Consider the following 19,690-nt stretch of genomic DNA (forward strand, 5'->3'; position numbering starts at 1 on the left):
TCCTATTTTCGTGGCTTGATTTTTAGAATTATCTAAATTGCAAAATATATTATGAACGAGAACCCAAATCAAGTGCAAGGCGAAGATACTTCGCACGCTACTGACAAACCTATGCAAGAGAATACAAATCTTGAGCAGAATTTTGTTAGTGAGGATACTACAACCAACACCCCGGTCGATGATGCCGCAAATCAATCACAAACCTCTAAATTAAAAAATGAAGTCTCAGAGTCTGACACAGAGAATACTGAACCAGTTGTTTCTGAATCTGACGTAGATAAAGTTGAATCAATTACTTCAAAATCGGAAGTAAGTCAAGTAACTACCAGTAGTACTGATTCTGCTTCTGTCGATGATACTTCAGAATCAGACGATGTTGAATTAGATGAAGATGACGAAGAAGAGCAGGAGACAGAAGATATTAGTTCACTTTCAAAAACAGAGTTGTTTGATAAATTAACTTATATTGTTGAAAACAAGCCTGTTAATAAAGTATATCAAATTGTTGAAGATATTCGTGCCCGATACAACGAAATAGTTGAAGAAGAGTGTGAAAAGGAGAAAAAGGAGTTTATTTCAAAAGGGAACGATGAAGTTGATTTTATCCCTTCAGAAGATAGTTTGAAAGAGCAATTTTACAACCTTGTAGAAAATTATAAACTCAAGCTAAAAGATCACAGAGAACAGGTAGAGAAGGAGAGAGACGAAAATCTTATTAAAAAACAAGAGATAATAAAAGCAATAGAGAATCTTGTAAATTCCGAGGAATCACTAAATAAAACATTCAACGATTTTCACAAACTACAGGAAGAGTGGCGTAGTATAGGATTGGTTCCGCAGGGTGCAACAAAACACCTATATGAAACATATAACCATCACGTGGAGAGATTTTATGATTATATTAAAATAAACAAAGAACTACGTGATCTTGATTTTAAGAAAAATCTTGAACAGAAATTAGAATTATGCGAAAAAGCTGAACTACTTATAGTTGAACCATCTATAGTTAAGGCTTTCAAACAGCTTCAGGAGTATCATAAGCAGTGGCGTGAAATAGGTCCTGTGTCGCGTGATAAAAAAGAGGAGCTTTGGGATAGATTTAGAGTAGCCACAGCTAAAGTTAATCAACGGCATCGTGAACATTTCGTAAATCTTAAAGAAGAACAGGAAAACAATCTAAAATTGAAACGTGCCTTGATTGTTAAAGTTCAAGAGATAAATAAACTTACTTTGGTTAAACCTAAAAAATGGGAAGAAAAGGCGAAAGAAATTATAGAAATACAAAATAATTGGAGATTAATTGGTTTTGCTCCCAAAAAAGAGAACAACGAACTTTTTGAACAATTTAAAGCTGAATGCGACACATTCTTCAATGCTAAAAGAGCATTTTTTGAAGAGAGAAGAAAAGAAGAACAAAATAATCTTCAATTAAAGATTGATTTGTGTGTACAGGCTGAATCTTTGAAAGAAAGCACTGAATGGAAACAAACAACCGAAGAGTATATTAAACTTCAAAAAGCTTGGAAAGATATTGGTCCGGTTCCTCGTAAACATTCTGAGTCAGTTTGGCAGAGATTCCGCACAGCCTGTGATGCTTTTTTCAACTCAAAATCAGAGCATTTTGGAAATGTAGATAAAGAGCAAGCCGATAACTTAGCGAAAAAACTTGAACTGATTGAAAAAGTCAAAGCCTTCGAATTGACCGGTAATGACGAAGCCGATATACAAACACTTAGCGATTATCAAACATCGTGGACTGAAATAGGATTTGTTCCTTTTGACAAAAAGAATAAAATACAGAAAGATTTCAGGACTGCCCTGAATGTACATTACGACAAGTTAAATGTAAGTCCAAAACCTATTGAAAGTTTCAAAAGTAAATCTAAAAGTTGGGGAGACTCTCCCAAGTCAAAAGCAAGGGTACATCAAGAAAGGAATAGGTTGGCCACAAAAATACGCGATTTAGAAAATGAAATTTCCTTGTATGAAAATAATATCGGGTTTTTCAGTAAATCGGCAAATGCAGATGCTATGATTCGAGATATCGAAAAGAAAATAGAAAAAGCTAAACAAACAATAGTCGAACTTAAAGGTAAACTCGAGGAAATTGATAGTTCCGACAATGAAGATTAATTTAAAAAAACAGGTGTCCCTCGGTTTTATTTGTAACTGACAATAATCCAATATTATTACGGGGGAACTATTCTTTAATGCTTTTGGGGAAGGAAAACATTATTGTGCCTCAAAATTCTGGTAAAAAAATGAAAAGACTTATAATTCTAACACTATCACTAACAATTAGTCTTGTTGTTTCAGCTCAAACAGGTAGCGTTCGCGGCTTTATTTATGAAAAAAAGAATGGAGAACCGGTAATGTTTGCCAGTGTATATTTGAATGGAACAACATTAGGTAATTTTACCGATATTAATGGTTACTATTCTATTACTCGTATTCCGCCGGGTAAATATACCTTGGTGGTTACTTCAATTGGTTACGATACAACTAAAGTTGAAATTCGTATAGAGAACAACAGAACATTAGAGCAAAACCTTACATTAAATGAGTCAAGCATTAGTCTTGATGAGTTTATTGTTTCTGCTGAAAAACAAGAGATGCAAACACAAATATTTACTTCGTTGGTAAAAATTACTCCCAAACAGGTTAATATGTTGCCAAGTGTAGGAGGGGAGCGCGATATAGCTCAGTTTTTGCAAATAGTTCCGGGAGTTGTGTTTACTGGTGACCAAGGAGGTCAATTATATATACGTGGAGGCGCTCCAATTCAAAATAAAGTATTGCTCGATGGAATGGTTATTTTTAATCCGTTCCATAGCATTGGACTATTTTCTGTTTTTGATAATGATATTATCAGAAACACCGATGTTTTTACCGGTGGATTTAATGCTGAATACGGGGGACGAACCTCTTCAATCATGGATTTTACAACGCGTGACGGAAATAGAAAAGAGTTTGGAGGTAAGCTTAATGTAAACACTTTTGCGACAAAGCTCATGATAGAAGGTCCGATAAAGAAAATGACAGAAGATAGTTATAACTCAATATCTTATATTTTATCTGCAAAAAAATCATACATTGATTGGGCAAGCCAAAATTTATATCCTCATTTAGATACATTAAGGCTTCCATTTGGTTTTGCCGATATTTTTGGAAAAGTGTCAATTAATGGAAAAACGGGTAATAAGTTGAATTTTTTTGGTTTTTCATTTAATGACAATGTAACAAACTATCAGGGTTTAGCAGACTATAACTGGAATACTTATGGATTGGGGGCATCCTTGATTTTAGTTCCATCAGGCTCTTCCACAATGATAAATATGGGTTTCAACTATTCGGGATATACTGTAGGAATGAATACAAGAGATGGTATTCCAAGTAGTAGTTCAATAGGCAACTTTGGTTTTAATATGTCTTTTACCTATTTTATCGGAGATAGTGAGCTTAAATATGGTCTAGATCTTTTAAATATGCGTACAAAATACGCATATACAAACAGTTATAACTATACATTGGACTTTAACCAAAGCACATCGGAGATTGCAGCATTTGTGAAATACAAATTCAATTTAGGTAACCTTATTATCGATCCTGGGTTGCGATTTATTAACTATTCATCGTTATCGGAAACTGTTTTAGAACCACGCGTAGGTCTAAAGTGGAATTTAGTAAATAATTTTCGTATTAAGGGATCGGGAGGATTTTATTCACAGAATTTAATTGCGACAAATAGTGACAGAGATGTTGTCAATCTGTTTTACGGCTTTTTATCAGCACCCGAAAGCGAGCTGACATATTTTGATAAAGCTGTAAAATCAAATCTTCAAAAGGCTAAGCACGTCGTATTAGGATTTGAATACGATTTTACAAATTTCTTTACTGCAAATGTCGAAACATATTATAAAAAATTCGATCAGTTAATTAATATAAATAGAAATGCACGATATCCTGATGATCAGCAACATGTCGAAAAACCTCCACTATTGAAAAAAGAGCTTATTGTTGAAAAAGGCGACGCATACGGGCTTGATTTTCTGTTTAAGTACAACCATAACCAAATATATATATGGGCGGTTTACTCATTGGGTTTTGTTCAAAGAACAGGCGAATTTATGGATTTGGAGAATAATACATTTCAACTTACATATCCCACTCACTTTGACAGAAGACATAATCTGAATCTTACAGGCTCTTACACATTTGGCAAGGGATTGCTCTGGGAAATTTCGGGTAGATGGAATTTTGGTTCAGGCTTCCCTTTTACGCCTAATGCAGGCTTTTATGAACAGATAGATTTCCCTGACATTGATTTCGATTTTGAAACCGCTCACGGAGATATACAGCTAATATATGGTCAGATTAACTCAAAAAGATTAACAACATATCACCGACTTGATATTAATCTTAAAAGGACATTTGCTCTAAAAGGTGATGCCGAACTTGTTGTTGACGTAGGTGCAACAAACATTTATAATCGAAAAAATCTGTTTTTCTTTCATAGAATTCAAAATAAACCAGTACACCAATTGCCGATTATGCCAAGTGTAGGTATTTCATTAATATTCTAACATAAAATATAAAGTTATGCAAACCAAGTATGTATTTGTTACAGGAGGAGTTATAAGCTCATTAGGTAAAGGTATTATTTCAGCATCTTTAGCAAAATTGTTGCAGGCAAGAGGCTACTCTACAACAATACAGAAACTTGACCCATATTTAAATGTCGATCCGGGTACGTTAAATCCATACGAACACGGAGAGTGTTATGTTACAGACGATGGTGCCGAAACCGACTTAGACTTAGGACATTACGAGCGGTTTCTGAACACACCAACATCTCAGGCAAACAATGTTACAACGGGTAGAATCTATCAAACAATAATTGAGAGAGAGAGACGCGGCGATTTTCTTGGAAAGACAGTTCAGGTTATTCCGCATATTACTGATGAGATAAAAAGACGCATAAAACTACTTGGAACAAAAGATAAGTACGATATTGTAATTACCGAAATAGGCGGTACAGTTGGCGATATTGAATCTCTTCCATATATAGAGGCAGTTCGACAAATGCGTTGGGAACATGGGGAAAACTGCCTTTCAATACATCTGACTCATGTACCATTTATTGCAGCAACAGGTGAGTTAAAAACAAAACCTACACAGCACTCAGTAAAAACTCTTTTAGAAGCAGGAGTTCAGCCCGATATTCTTGTTCTGAGAACGGAAAAAAAATTAAATGCTGATATTAGAAAAAAAGTTGCTCTTTTTTGTAACGTAGAGCCAACATCTGTTATTGAATCAATTGACTTAAAGACAATATACGAAGTTCCGATAAGGATGCTTGAGGAAAAACTAGATGCTATTGCACTTAAGAAACTTGGTTTGCCTGTTGGAAATGAGCCTGAATTGACAAACTGGAGAAATTTTTTGAGTAAAATAAGCAATCCCAAAACAGTTATTGACGTAGCTATTGTTGGGAAATATGTTGAGCTTCAAGATGCGTATAAATCAATAACAGAAGCTTTTATACATGCAGGTTCTGTACATGATTGTAAGGTTCGTGTCAATTGGATTCATAGTGAACATCTTGATGAACAAAATGTAAATAAAAAGTTTGAAAATTGTAGTGGTATCTTAGTAGCTCCTGGATTTGGAGCAAGGGGAGTTGAAGGCAAATTGGTTGCTGTGAAGTATGCTCGTGAGAATAATATTCCATTTTTGGGTATATGTTTAGGAATGCAGTGCGCAGTAGTGGAATTTGCAAGAAATGTTCTCAAGATCCCCGATGCGAATAGCACGGAAATGGACAGTAAAACAAAAAATCCAGTAGTAGACTTAATGGTAGAACAAAAAGGTAGTTTGGATTTAGGTGGAACTATGCGACTTGGAAGTTATCCATGCACAATATCGGAGAATACAAAAGCTTTTGAAGCATACAAATGCAAAGAGATAAATGAGCGCCACAGACATAGATATGAATTTAACAATAACTATCGGGATAAACTAGCTTCTGCAGGAATGGTTTTTTCAGGTACAAATATTGATACTGATTTGGTCGAAATAATAGAATTAAAAGATCACAGGTGGTTTGTGGGTGTTCAATTTCATCCAGAATACAAAAGTACAGTTGTTAATCCGCACCCTTTATTTATAGCATTTATAAAGAGTGCTATAGAATTCAAAAGTGAATTTGATAAAAGAAATAATAAATAAACAGATATAGAATAAAATGGACAGAAATACAGTAATAGCATTAGTTTTAAGTGCTATTGTACTACTTGGTTGGGGATATTTTACAAGACCAAGCGAAGAGCAGATTGAGAGAGCAAAATATGTACGCGATTCAATTAGAAATGCAAACGAACAAAAAGCAGCTGAAGACCTATTAAAAGAAAAAGAGATAGAGTCGCAAGTCGTGATAAGTGAAGCGACAGATACAGCTGTAGATAGTTCAAGTATTCAATTGCCTTTTGCTTCTTTTAATAAAGCATTAGAAGGCAATAACGAATTTTATGAGCTTGAGAACGAAAAATTGCTTATCAAAATTTCAAAACGAGGAGGACGTATTTATTCAGTTATCTTTAAAGAGTACCAAACCTATGATTCTCTGCCTGTTAAGCTGTTTGATGGAGACACTACTGTATTTGGTTTTACTTTTATTGCTCAGAATGCAACTCAGCCAATAAAAACAAATAATCTGTTTTGGGAAAAATCAGAAGAGATTAAAACCGACAGTTCAACAATATTGAAACTACGTTTAAATGCAGAAGAAGATAAATACATAGAATACGTCTATAATTTAAAAAATGACGATTATGTAGTCGATTTTTCAGTTAATATAGTCAATATGGCTGATGTAATTAAAACCAACTATTTAGCGTTTGACTGGAGCTATTTGGTACCCAGAACAGAGAAGTCGTTAAAATGGGAGCGTCAAAAAAGTACTATTTATTACAAATATGCAGCAGGAGAGATTGACTATCTGCCAGAAAGATCTGATAGCGAGAAAAAAATTAATGAAAAACTTCAATGGATTGGTTTAAAAACACACTTTTTTAGCTCCATTTTGGTCTCAAAAGAAAACTTGGGCGATGTATTGCTTAAAACTAAGACACATCAAGATGATAGTTATGTTAAAGACTTTAGTATCAACTCATTCATTCCATATTCAGCCGCTAAAGAGGAGACTCACGATTTTACATTCTATTTTGTACCCAATAGCTTTTATCAGTTAGCCTCTTATGAGCAAGGTTTCGATAGACTTATTCCTTTAGGTTGGGGTATTTTTAGGTGGGTAAATCGATACTTTGTTATACCAGTATTTGGCTTTTTAAGTAGCTTTATATCTAACTACGGTATAGTAATTCTTATCATTACTATATTGGTTAAATTGATAATATTTCCACTCACATACAAGTCCTATTTATCGACTGCCAAAATGAGAGTGTTAAAGCCTGATATTGACGAAATTAACAAAAAATATCCAAATCGTGAAGATGCTATGAAAAAGCAAGAGGCCACAATGGCATTGTATAAAAAAGCTGGAGTAAGTCCTATGGGAGGTTGTTTGCCGATGCTTTTACAAATGCCGATTTTGATAGCCATGTTCTCGTTTTTTCCTTCAGCATTTGAGCTACGACAACAAGGTTTTTTATGGGTTGATGACTTAAGTTCGTATGATGCTGTTATTAACCTACCCTTTACAATACCATTTTATGGAGACCACGTCAGTTTGTTCTGTCTATTGATGGCAATTACAAATGTTATTTACATTAAATTTAATGATCAAACATCTATGAGTAGTGCCTCAATGCCTGGCATGAAAATAATGATGTATATGATGCCTGTAATGATGTTATTTATATTCAACGACTACGCATCAGGGTTAAGCTATTATTACTTCTTATCGCTGTTGATTACAATTATTCAAACTATGGTTTTCAATAGAATGGTTGATAGCGATAAGCTACGCGCCGAAATGCAGGCAAACAAAGCAAAACCGGTAAAAAAGTCTAAGTTCCAACAGCGTTTGGAAGAGGCTGCTAAAGCCCAAAGAGCACAACAACGCAGAAAGTAATGGGGTTAAAAGTTGAAAGTAGAGACGGAGCATGCTCCGTCTCTACTTTTAAAACACGACCAATATTAAAAAACGTCATCCCACGTTAAAAAACGTTTTCTTGACTGATACGCAACGAAAAAATTGTCGATTAATCAGGTTATACCAATTGTAATTTAAAATGAACAATTACTACCGATTGGTGCGTTGCTATTATTTTAGACTATATTTTAAGTTTAAAACTACTAATGGAAAAATCTTTTCATCTCCACAAGTCTCCATATATCCCATTCCGGGAATGTAATTGCAGTATCCGTATAAATCGTTGTAGTTCTTTGATGGTACAGATATTTGCACACCAAAATCAGAACTTAGTTTGTTTGAAATTCTAAAATTATAACCAACAGCACCTGTTAGTCCAAAAATAAAGATTTTGTGGTTTAAATATTCAATCTGACTGTCAGGATTTGTCCAGTTTTTGTATTCGGCATTCTCTATAACCAATGAGTTTGTTAAGAATGCTCCCAAATAAAAGTAATTATTTTTATCAGCACTATTTCTAAAATTGTATCTCATTCCAATTTTTATAAATCCGCCTGACTGTTTTTTCATTGAATATCCAAAGTTTCCACAGTCGTAATGTGGGGATAATAAGAAACCGATAAAATCAAAAGATTTTGCATAGTTTATGGTATATCCAGGATTAACAATCATAGTATATCTCGGATTGTTTGAAAACTCATAAGTCAAATCAATAGTTGTTGCAGGTATTTGAAATAGGTTGATTCCAATGTTGTGGCTCCAGTTCTCTTTCTCTTGTCCAAGTGTAACTTTTCCAATTATGATAAAGACAACTAGAAAAAAGGCTATTTTTAAGTTTACGCTCATTTTTTTAATTTAATCGGCAGGCTTTTCCTTTTTCTTAAAGTCATACCCTAAAATTATCCCAAGCCTTGGAAAAAATGATTTATTATCAAATAGACTAAAGGTGTTTGCCTTTTTATCAGATGTTAATCCAATGTAAGCCATTCCAAAAATATTATTAAAAATATTGCGTCTATACCCTAATGTGAATGAAAATCCACGCGTTTTTTCAAAGTGCATTAAATCTTGTCCATCTTTGGTATATAAAGCTTCGTCGATAAGCCCATAGTTAACTCCTAATAATAACCCATATTTTGAGTATAACTTTAATCCTAAATCGTAGTCAAATCGGGATTTAGCTCCGGTATGAGGAGGAAGCTCCTTAATCCAACTGCCAATTGCACAGTTAGCTGAAATAAATTTGTATCTAACTTCGGTGCCAATACCAACAACACCACCTAAGTTAGTTCCCATTCCAATTCCGGTATAAACTGAAGGAGTAATTTGCGAAAAAACGCTCAATTGCAGTCCTATTAATAAAATCAAAGTGATAAATTGTCTCATAGTCAATAAGCTTAGTTCATATTTTTACAAAGCAAATTTACAACTTTTTTAAACAAAAACAGAGACCGCTTTTGTGCTGGTCTCTGTTTTTGAAATTTTACTAAAAGAGTGTAAACTCTATTTGCTATATATTTATTACTTTCAGATAATTAAGCCATTTTAATTATGCTGCTACTTTGTGTATGTTGTGAAAAAGTTGCAAGCAGTAAAGAAACTGCTATTAAATTTTTAAAATGTAAAAAAAGTTGTTTTAATCGTTTTTTTTTATTTAATTAGTAGTTCTATAAATCGTAATTTTGATGATTATTATAATTGAGAACTAAAGAGTAACTAATTGGTTATTTGTTTACTAATAATTGATAAAATATCTTTACATCAATTTTATTTTATGTGGCAAGATTATTGTTATTGTCCTTTGAAAAATATCGTCAGATGTCGTAATAAATTTATTATTATTGTTTGACTTATTATTTTGGAAAAATGTTGGATATTTGAAACAGTTTTTATTTAAATATTTTATGTTAAACCTAAAAATGATTATTTATGAAAAAAATTAGAAAATTTGTTGCAGTAGCAATGATTGCAGTAATGGGATTCACAATGAGCGGTTGTATAGGCTCATTTGCTTTAACTAACAAAGTTCTTGACTGGAACAAGGGTCTTGGAAATAAATTTGTACAAGAAGTTGTTTTCCTGGGATTTCACATTATTCCTGTTTATGAAGTTACAATTTTCTTGGATGCAGTAATTCTTAACCTTGTAGAGTTCTGGACTGGTGGTAACCCAATGGCACTTAACGAAGGTGTTAACCAAGTGGAAATGAATGGACAAATGTACACTGTTAACGTTGCAGAGGATCATATAACGATCCATAATGAAAGCGGAACGTTGATCAACGATCTACGTTTCGACAATAATGACAATACTTGGTATTCTGTTATTGATGGCAACGTTGAAAAACTTATGACTATCAACGATAACACTGTTCAAATTTATTCAAAAAACAATGTTGTTGAAGTAGATCATTCAAGCATGTCACCAAAAACAGCTTTAATGGCTGCTAGTGGTTTTGTTGCTGTAAAATAATACACAAAATAGATTTAAGTGTGGGGGCTGTCTTTATTATAAGATGGCCCTTTTTATAAATAGATACGATGCCTGCAACGGCTCTACAGTATTATTGATTGTTTTGTTAAATTCTTAGAAAAACTGGTCGATAATAAAATAAATTTCCGCAACTTTGAGTTCTACATAACATTAAGCTAAGGAACATATAATTAAAGAGAAATGTCAGACAATTTTAAAGAGACAATAAAAGAGCGCATTGCCAAGCTGCGTGAGGAGTTAGAATATCATAACCATTTATACTACGTACAGAATCAGCCTCAACTAAGTGATTTACAGTTTGATATGTTAATGCGCGAGTTAGAGCAATTAGAAAAAGAGAATCCAGAATTTTTTGACATAAACTCGCCTACACAAAGGGTAGGCAACGATATCAATCAACAGTTTGAACAGGCTGAACATAAATATCCAATGCTATCGTTGTCAAATGCCTATTCCGAAGAAGAGTTATTTGACTTTGACAGACGTGTAAAACAGGTTGTGGGAAATCGTGTCGATTATGTTTGCGAGCTTAAATATGACGGTGTATCAATAAGTATAACCTACGAAAACGGCGTTATGAAACGAGCACTTACTCGTGGAGACGGCGATAAAGGTGATATAGTTACTCAAAACGTTAGGACCATAAAATCAATACCTTTGAAACTCCAACAAGCTAATTATCCTGAATTTTTTGAAATGCGTGGCGAAATTTTTATGGAACGTGACAAGTTTCTAAAAATGAACGAACAAAGAGCTGCCAAAGGAGAGAAAACATTCGCCAATCCGCGAAATGCCACAGCGGGTAGCCTTAAACTTATTAATTCAAGCGAAGTAGCTCAACGCCCCCTTGATTGTTACCTATATTCAATAACGTCTGATTTTAATATTTCCGATTCCCACTTCGAAACAGTACAAAAAGCAGGCGAATGGGGATTTAAGATCCCAAAGGTTATAAACAGGTTTAACTCAATTGAAAAGGCTATTGAGTTTATTCGCAAGTGGGATAAGGAAAGAGTGTCATTACCTTATGATATCGATGGTATTGTGGTTAAGGTTGACAATTTTGCACAGCAAATTGAGCTTGGAATGACAGCTAAATCCCCACGTTGGGCGATAGCCTATAAGTTTAAGCCAGAAACGATATCCACAAAACTATTGTCTGTTGACTTTCAGGTAGGAAGAACAGGTGTTGTTACACCAGTAGCTAATTTAGAGCCTGTATTATTGGCAGGAACCACAGTTAAAAGAGCATCACTACACAATGCAGATATTATCGAAGCATTGGATTTACACTACAATGACACAGTTTATGTTGAAAAAGGGGGCGAGATTATTCCAAAAATAGTAGGTGTTGATAAATCCAAAAGAAGTGTAGATTCAAATCAGGTTACGTTTGTTAAGTTGTGCCCAGAGTGTAATACACTGTTGGAACGTAAACAAGGCGAAGCCTTTTGGGTATGTCCAAACGATGATGCTTGTCCGCCACAAATTACGGGAAAGTTAATACACTTTACAGCCAGAAAAACCATGAATATTGAGACGTTGGGCGAAGAGACAATACAAATGTTATATAAAGAGGGGCTTGTTAAAAATGTGGCTGACTTTTATGACTTAACCGTAGGTCAATTGCAAAATTTAGAGCGTTTAGGCGAGAAATCGGCACAAAACATTATTTCGGGCATTCAATCATCAAAACAAGTACCTTTTGAAAGAGTTCTTTTTGCCCTTAGTATCAAACATGTTGGAGAGACTGTAGCCAAACTTATCGCTAAACACGTAGGCTCAATGGAGAAACTAATTACGGCAACAGAAGAGGAGTTGATGCAGATTGACGAAATAGGACCACAAATTGCACAAAGTGTAATATCTTATTTTTCAAAACCTGAACATATCGAAATAGTAAAAAAACTAGCTTCTCATGGTTTGCAAATGGAAATTGAAGAACAAAACATTACTATTATAAATAAACTCAACGGTATGCGCATTTTAGCAACAGGTAAGCTAAATAACTTTAGTCGCGATGAAATACATCAAACAATAGAACAATATGGTGGCAGGCCTGTTAGTTCAATCAGTAAACAAACTGACTTGATTGTGGTAGGAGAGAATGCAGGAGAATCCAAATTAAAAAAAGCACAGAATCTCGGTGTAAAAATGATTACCGAAGAGGAGTTTTTAAAGATGATTAACAAAAACGATTGAAAAATATAGATGGAATCGAGAGATTTGTATAAAAGACAAGCGAAACAGGTATATACCTTAATTGTTAATTAATGAGATGATTAAGTGGGCAAAATAAGATAAGAAGATGAAGTACAAAGTTTTTGGTCTGTTTTTTTGTTTTACGTTACTTGCGTCTGCGCAACAAAAACCGTCGCAACAATGGCTTGATCAAAAGTTTTCTATGTTTATTCATTTTGGGCTCTACTCCGCTTACGGAGGAGTGTACGAAGGGAAACCAGTAGAGCGAGGTTATAGCGAACAGATACAATCGTTTGCTGGAATTTTTAGCGATTGGTACGGAAATACAGCAAAACAATTCAACCCAACAAAGTGGAATCCGGATGAAATTGTGCAATTGGCAAAAGATGCCGGTATGCGTTCCATTGTTTTTACATCGAAGCATCACGACGGTTTTTGCATGTATCACTCGCAATATACCGATTTTAACATAGTGGATGCCACACCTTACGGAAGAGATTTGATGAAAGAGCTAGCCGGTGCCTGTAAAAGAGGAGGTATAGATTTCGCAGTCTATTTCTCTCTTATCGACTGGAATTATCCACATGCTTACCCTATTTCGAGTCATAATGCTGACCCCTTAACTGATGAGCATTACGAATTCAACAAGAAACAAGTGGAAGAGATTATGACCAACTACGGCGATATTTCTGAAATTTGGTTCGACATGGGTTCACTCACTAACGCGCAGAGCAAAGGCTTGTACGAACTTGTAAATCGACTTCAACCACAATGTATGATTAGCGGACGATTGGGTAACGATTACGTGGATTTCTCCGTAATGGCAGACAATGAATATCCCGACTACAAACTCGGCATTCCGTGGCAAACAGCTGCTTCTATGTTCAACGAAACATGGGGTTATCGTTCGTGGCAAAAACGCGGAAGTGTGCAAGACAAGGTTAACGAAAAGATTACAAGTTTGGTAAAAGTTATAAGTCGCGGCGGAAATTATCTGCTCAATATCGGATTGCGAGGTGATGGCTCAGTAGTGGAGTTTGAACGTGATGTGCTGTTGGAAATGGGGAAATGGATAAAAATCAATTCTGAAGCTATTTACGGAACAGCGGCAAATCCATTCAATCACACATATCAGTGGGGCGATATTACTACAAAAAACGAAGATTTGTATCTTTTTGTAAAGAACGATTTCATTGAAGAGAGCATAAGTATTTCCGGTTTTAAAAGCTCGGTTTCTGAAGTGAAAGTCTTGGGGTCAAATGAACTTTGCGATTTTTATCCACCAAAAATATATTACGGTGATTGGCATATTCATCTTCCGAAAACAACGTACGAATTGCCTTTTACAGTGCTCAAAGTCTCTTTTAAAAATGACCTCGTCATTTTACCGAAAACTGTTACCAATGGGGTTTTAACCCCTCAAAACTCTAATCCTGTTTTTGGACATTCAAGTCTCAACTACTATTGCGGATACAAAAGTTTAATCGGCTATAATTGGACTTTCAGCACCAGAAAACGTCAAGTAGTACCCGAAATAATGTTCTCTGAAAACGAAATAGGACGAGAAATTACTGTTGAAATAGATGATAACAAACAAAATGTTATATTAAACTCATCCTCTAAAAAAACTGTAAGATTGGCACAAAATACGGTACAATGGAACAATATGTATAGAAAATGCAGTAGTATGATTTTTGGGCGTTTAACAGGTTTAGAGGGAAACCCCAATATAACACCTGATGATAAATGGACAAAAATTAGTCAATTCCCATACGGAAAAACCCTTACTGAGGAGATTTCGCCTAAATCTGGAATTGTGTTTTTGCAAGATATAGAATCGACAAAGGAACAGCAAATAGCAATAGAGATAAAAAGCGGAAACGCTCTTTACATTTTGCTCAATGGTGAGTACATCACAGCACATTTTTCGCCCGACCGTGTAGACTCTGGTCAGGAAATTGTTTTTCTTCCACTCAAAAAGGGGAATAATCAGTTAGTAATAGTCTTCTACAATGGCTTTGCAAAGGAGTTTTCTTATAAAATTGAGCCATTGCAACAATGGACTGTTTACACGCAAAAACTATCATCATTAAAACTTTATAAAGAGAAACATTTTCATACCTTCTCAGTTCGTGATGCTAATCCTATTTCTAATGTTGCACCGTTGAGAATGAATAATATAAAAATTAAATTATAAACATATGAAAAAATCAGTATTCGGCATTTCCGCAGCATTACTGCTTACGTCAGTAGGTTGCCAAAATACACAAAAAAGCAAAGAATTGCCACGCATTGCCATCGCTGGCATTGCCATTGAGTCGAGCACTTTTTCGCCTGCAGTTTCCACTGAAGAAGCGTTCAAGGCACGTGAGCGCGACAGCGTCTTCACTTATTATCCGTTTTTCGCCCCCGATTCGGGAATTATCAATCGTGCGCAATGGATTCCTACACTTCGCGGACACGCTATGCCAGGAGGGATTGTAACACGCGAAGCATACGAATCGTTGGTTGCAAAAACATTGAATATGTTGAAGGAAGCCCTGCCGCTTGATGGACTTTTCTTCGATATTCACGGTGCAATGAGCGTACAAGGATTACCCGATCCTGAAGGTGATTTTTTAGTGCGCGTTCGAGAAGTTGTGGGCACAGATGTTTTGATTTCTACATCTATGGATTTACACGGAAGTGTTTCGCCTCGATTGGCACAAAATACCGATTTAATTACATGCTATAGACTTGCGCCACATGAAGATGCAATCGAATCGAAAAAACGCGCTGTTACCAACCTTCTTAACCGCCTGGAAAGCGGAAAGGGCAAACCTGCTTACAAAGCGTGGATTCCTGTTCCTATTCTGCTACCTGGTGAAAAAACAAGTACACGAATTGAGCCCGGTAAAAGTCTTTATGCTCAAATTCCAAGTGTTATTGACGGAGACAATGTTATTGACGCCGCAATTTGGATGTCGTATCCATGGGCTGATGAACCTCGAAATCACGGTGTTGTAATGGCTTATGGCGATGATAAAGAACTGGTTGGCAAAGCAGCTGAAAAACTTGCACAACATTTTTGGAGTGTACGAAACGATTTTGTATTTGTTGCTCCAACTGTTTATCTTGACGAGGCATTTGAAAAAGCTCTCGCCAGCGATAAAAAACCATACATTATAAGCGATATGGGCGATAATCCTACTGCTGGAGGTGCAGGTGATGTTACATGGACGCTACACGAAATTTTTAAGAATCCTAAGATTAATATTCCGAACGGAAAATCGGTTATATACGCATCCATTCCGGGTCCAGATTTTGTAGAAAAGGCAAAAAATATTGGAGTTGGCGGTCAAATTGATGCTACCGCAGGAGCCGACATTGATAACCGATACGCTCCTCCAGTTCGCATAAAGGGAACCATTACAGCAATCAAGGAAGGACATCCTAATGCTAAAACCGAAGTGGTGGTGAAAAGTGGCAACATCTCTGTTATAGTTACCGAAAAACGTATGGCTTACCACTACGAAAAGAATTTTACTGATTTGGGATTAAATCCTCGTGAAACCGATATTTTAATTGTGAAAATTGGTTATTTAGTTCCCGAATTGTACGATATGCGTGGCGATTGGGTTATGGCCCTAACACCCGGTGGTGTCGACCAGGACTTGCTTCGCCTGCCATACAAAGAAATTAATCGACCGATGTTCCCGCTTGATCCGGATATGGCAGATCCTGACTTATCGGCAAGGTTTATTCCGCTTTCTGATACAATTGCGAGATAGAACGAAGATGATGATTTTTTAGTTTGGTGTTTAGAGTCTCTCTTAGAATTCTAAACACTAAATTTTTAAGTAATAACATACTAAGTAATGACAAAAAAAGAACTATATAAAAACGTTGTCCAGTGGTTTTTAGAGAATGCTGAATCGGCTGAAACTGAGTTACATTATAAAAATAATTACCAGCTGTTGATAGCGGTTATTCTTTCAGCACAATGTACAGATAGACGGGTAAACTTGATTACTCCTGCACTTTATAAAGCATTCCCCACGCCCAAAGTTATGGCGGCATCGTCGCCCGATGAAGTGTTCGAGTACATCAAATCTTGCTCTTATCCCAACAATAAAGCGAAAAATTTGGTGGGTATGGCAAAAAAATTGGTATCTGATTTTAACGGAAAAGTACCTTCTGATATAGACTCTTTGCTTACTATTCCCGGTGTGGGACGAAAAACAGCCAATGTTATTTTATCGGTAGCTTTCGATAAGCCCGCCATGGCAGTGGACACACACGTGTTTAGGGTGGCAAACCGATTGGGTTTAACAAACAATTCAAAAAATCCGTTACAAACGGAGAGGGAGTTAGTAAAACATATTCCCGAGCAATACTTGTCACGTGCTCATCATTGGTTAATTCTTCATGGACGCTATATTTGTACTGCCCGTAAACCAAAATGTGATGAGTGTGGGCTTAAAAGCCTATGTCTTTATTATAATAATAAGTAATTATTAACTGATAATTGTTTTTTTGGTCTTCAGGCTTTCTTCTTTCTACTTTATACTCTTTTAACTTACTTTTAATTACTATCTTATTTGTTTTCAATTATATACAATGTTTTAGACATATTTTAACAGAAAGGTAACCATTTAGAAACATGTTTGTAAAAAAATAATACAAACCTTTGTAATGCAAAATAGTTTACAAACGTGAATCTTAGAAGGTACACAATTAAAAGGCTGCTATTTGTTTCAGCGTCGATAATCATTGCATCAATAGTTGCGTTTGCAGTAATTTTTTTAGTTCAACAAAGGTCAAGTGACCGCGACCGTGAGTTAATTCTATCACTTGAAAAGCTCAGACAATACAACTTGATGATGCAAATCGCAAAAGACGAATTTTTATTTAGAGATGCATTTCAAAATCAGTTATATCGCACAGGCAATAGCGCAAACTCAGTAAAATTCGATAACCTAATTTCGCAGACACTCGATTATTTAACACTTTTAAAGGATAAAGGAATCGAGGATAAGAACCTTATTGAGCTAAACAGGCGTGTTGTGGATTATAGGCAAAGCTTTGCAGACCTAAAGGAATTAGTTATTGTGCGTGGGTTCAAAGATTTTGGGCTTGAAGGACAGCTTAGGAGTAAAATACACGCTGTGGAAAGGCTTACAAACCAAAAAAAAGACTACCAATTAATGAGTCTTATGTTAATGCTTCGCCGACATGAAAAAGATTATATTATTAGACGCGACACGGTCTATCTGCAAAAGTTTGAAAATACAGTACAACAAGCTTTAAGTTACGTAAGTAAAAATTATGGCGGTGAGCAGAACGAACTGGCGCAACATTTTATGGATTACAAAAAGTTGTTTAACGAATATGCAGTAATTGATGCTAATATTGGGAAAAATGACAACGAAGGAGCGATAGCAAAATTGAATAATCTCTCGATAGGTTATGCGCAAGACCTTAGCGAAATAATACAAGTTCTGCTCGATAGAGTAAATACAAATAGTTATAGGTCCTATATAACAAAGCTGATGCTAATAATTATCATATCAGGAATAATGATAATCTTTTTTGCCAAAATCAGCCAGCATATCTCCTCAACCATAAAATCAATACAAAAAACAATTAATAAATTAGGGCAAGGCGAACTTCCAAAGACAATAAAAATTAAAGGTAAAGATGAATTTTCATCAATGGAAGAATCCATAAATGAACTTTGTGAAGCACTTCGAAACACACGTGATTTTGCGAAAGAGGTGGGCAATGGTAACTTCTACTCTGAGGTTAACGTCTTTGGAAATACTGGTGAGTTAGGTTTGGGACTACTTGAAATGCGGAAAAAACTGATGGAAGTGGCTCTTGAACAGGAAAAAAACAATAAGGAAAACGCACTGCGAGGCTGGCTTAACGAAAGTCTTGCCAACGTGTCGAACTTGTTAAGAACAGACCACAATGACACCTCCACACTATGCTTCGAATTTTTAAGATTTTGTATTAAAAATATTGAAGCGCAACAGGGAGGTATATTCGTGCTTAGAAGTGATGAAGAAGGCAACAGTGAGTACCTCGATCTTTTTGTTTCCTATGCATTTGACCGCAGAAAATGTGAAAAAAAACGTTTCAACAAAGACGAAGGACTTGTTGGAGCCTGCCTATTTGAAAAAGATGTGATTTATCTAACCGATATTCCTAAAGATTATGTGCATTTTACAACAGGTCTGGGCGTTGGAAGTCCGAACTGCATTGTACTTGTACCACTTATTACCGATAGAAATGAAGCTCTTGGAGTGATTGAGATAGCTGCTCAAAAAATCATAAGCGAAATTGAGGTCGAATTTCTAAAAAAAGCATCTGTGAATTTGGCATCAACCATTAAACTATTTAGAATGATTGCAGAAAACAGATCTGTAATTAACGAAATGCAAATGAAGACCGATGAGCTAATTTCAAGTCAAGAGGAGTTAAAACAAAATATGGAGGAGCTTACAACAATACGCGAGGATATGGAACGCCGTGAATTTGAATTACTTAGTAAAATAAAGGATCTTAAATATCAATTAAATGATTCAGATTATGACGAAATAGAAGCAACGTTACAAAACTAAAAGTATAAATAGCAAATAATCGGTAGTTTAGTCGCATTTTATTTTATTATACAGTTTATAAGGGCTATAAAAACAAAAATACAATAATAGAGTAAATAGTTTTAGTAAATATCATTGGAAGAGGAGCAAGGAAAAAATCCGCTCCTTTTTTCTATTTTTTGCATCTTTTGCAATACCCACCAACGTTCGTTTAGCGAGATCAAAATTATCGTCTTTAATACTAATTGTAATTTAATAACAGTCCATTTTTTAAATTATACAATTGTAAATACCTATG

Annotated in this window: 12 protein-coding genes; 10 read left to right on the top strand and 2 right to left on the bottom strand. The window is 35.3% G+C overall.

Annotated features, from left to right (window positions below):
• The first annotated feature begins 51 nt into the window (after nucleotides 1-51).
• The 4 genes from GX311_08910 (at nucleotide 52) to yidC (ending at nucleotide 8,092) form a co-directional block, all read left to right on the top strand.
• The gene (locus tag GX311_08910) at nucleotides 52-2,133 is read left to right on the top strand and encodes a DUF349 domain-containing protein (protein ID NLK16501.1); all 2,082 of its coding nucleotides are present in this window, start codon (nucleotides 52-54) and stop codon (nucleotides 2,131-2,133) included.
• 128 nt (nucleotides 2,134-2,261) lie between these two features.
• The gene (locus tag GX311_08915; protein ID NLK16502.1) at nucleotides 2,262-4,583 is read left to right on the top strand and encodes a TonB-dependent receptor plug domain-containing protein; all 2,322 of its coding nucleotides are present in this window, start codon (nucleotides 2,262-2,264) and stop codon (nucleotides 4,581-4,583) included.
• Nucleotides 4,584-4,599: 16 nt separating this feature from the next.
• Entirely contained in the window at nucleotides 4,600-6,228 is a 1,629-nt protein-coding gene (locus GX311_08920) for a CTP synthase (protein NLK16503.1), read from the top strand.
• Nucleotides 6,229-6,244: 16 nt separating this feature from the next.
• Nucleotides 6,245-8,092: a membrane protein insertase YidC gene (gene yidC, locus GX311_08925; protein ID NLK16504.1), complete on the top strand. Its 1,848-nt coding sequence runs from the start codon at nucleotides 6,245-6,247 to the stop codon at nucleotides 8,090-8,092.
• 192 nt (nucleotides 8,093-8,284) lie between these two features.
• On the opposite strand, the gene GX311_08930 is transcribed toward yidC, so the two are convergent.
• A complete protein-coding gene (locus tag GX311_08930) occupies nucleotides 8,285-8,959 on the bottom strand; it encodes a hypothetical protein (protein ID NLK16505.1) in 675 nt (224 codons plus the stop codon).
• Nucleotides 8,960-8,968: 9 nt separating this feature from the next.
• Nucleotides 8,969-9,499 (bottom strand): hypothetical protein, encoded by a 531-nt coding sequence (locus GX311_08935; GenBank protein NLK16506.1) that lies wholly within the window; start codon nucleotides 9,497-9,499, stop codon nucleotides 8,969-8,971.
• 543 nt (nucleotides 9,500-10,042) lie between these two features.
• Here GX311_08935 and GX311_08940 point away from each other — a divergent pair.
• From GX311_08940 to GX311_08965, 6 genes are all read left to right on the top strand, one after another.
• Nucleotides 10,043-10,585, top strand: coding sequence for a DUF3332 domain-containing protein (locus GX311_08940; protein ID NLK16507.1), 543 nt, complete (start codon nucleotides 10,043-10,045; stop codon nucleotides 10,583-10,585).
• Nucleotides 10,586-10,786: 201 nt separating this feature from the next.
• Complete coding sequence (ligA, locus tag GX311_08945) at nucleotides 10,787-12,808, top strand: NAD-dependent DNA ligase LigA (GenBank protein ID NLK16508.1); 2,022 nt, start codon at nucleotides 10,787-10,789, stop codon at nucleotides 12,806-12,808.
• A gap of 106 nt (nucleotides 12,809-12,914) precedes the next feature.
• Nucleotides 12,915-15,005 carry a hypothetical protein gene (locus GX311_08950; protein ID NLK16509.1) on the top strand — a complete coding sequence of 697 codons (2,091 nt, stop codon included), beginning with the start codon at nucleotides 12,915-12,917 and terminating at the stop codon, nucleotides 15,003-15,005.
• Between the two features lie 4 nt (nucleotides 15,006-15,009).
• Nucleotides 15,010-16,578 (top strand): M81 family metallopeptidase, encoded by a 1,569-nt coding sequence (locus GX311_08955; GenBank protein ID NLK16510.1) that lies wholly within the window; start codon nucleotides 15,010-15,012, stop codon nucleotides 16,576-16,578.
• Nucleotides 16,579-16,665: 87 nt separating this feature from the next.
• A complete protein-coding gene (nth, locus tag GX311_08960) occupies nucleotides 16,666-17,301 on the top strand; it encodes an endonuclease III (GenBank protein ID NLK16511.1) in 636 nt (211 codons plus the stop codon).
• Between the two features lie 201 nt (nucleotides 17,302-17,502).
• Nucleotides 17,503-19,413 (top strand): GAF domain-containing protein, encoded by a 1,911-nt coding sequence (locus GX311_08965; GenBank protein ID NLK16512.1) that lies wholly within the window; start codon nucleotides 17,503-17,505, stop codon nucleotides 19,411-19,413.
• Nucleotides 19,414-19,690 lie beyond the last annotated feature (277 nt).

It is taken from the genome of Bacteroidales bacterium, assembly GCA_012519055.1.
Lineage (GTDB): Bacteria > Bacteroidota > Bacteroidia > Bacteroidales > Salinivirgaceae > JAAYQU01.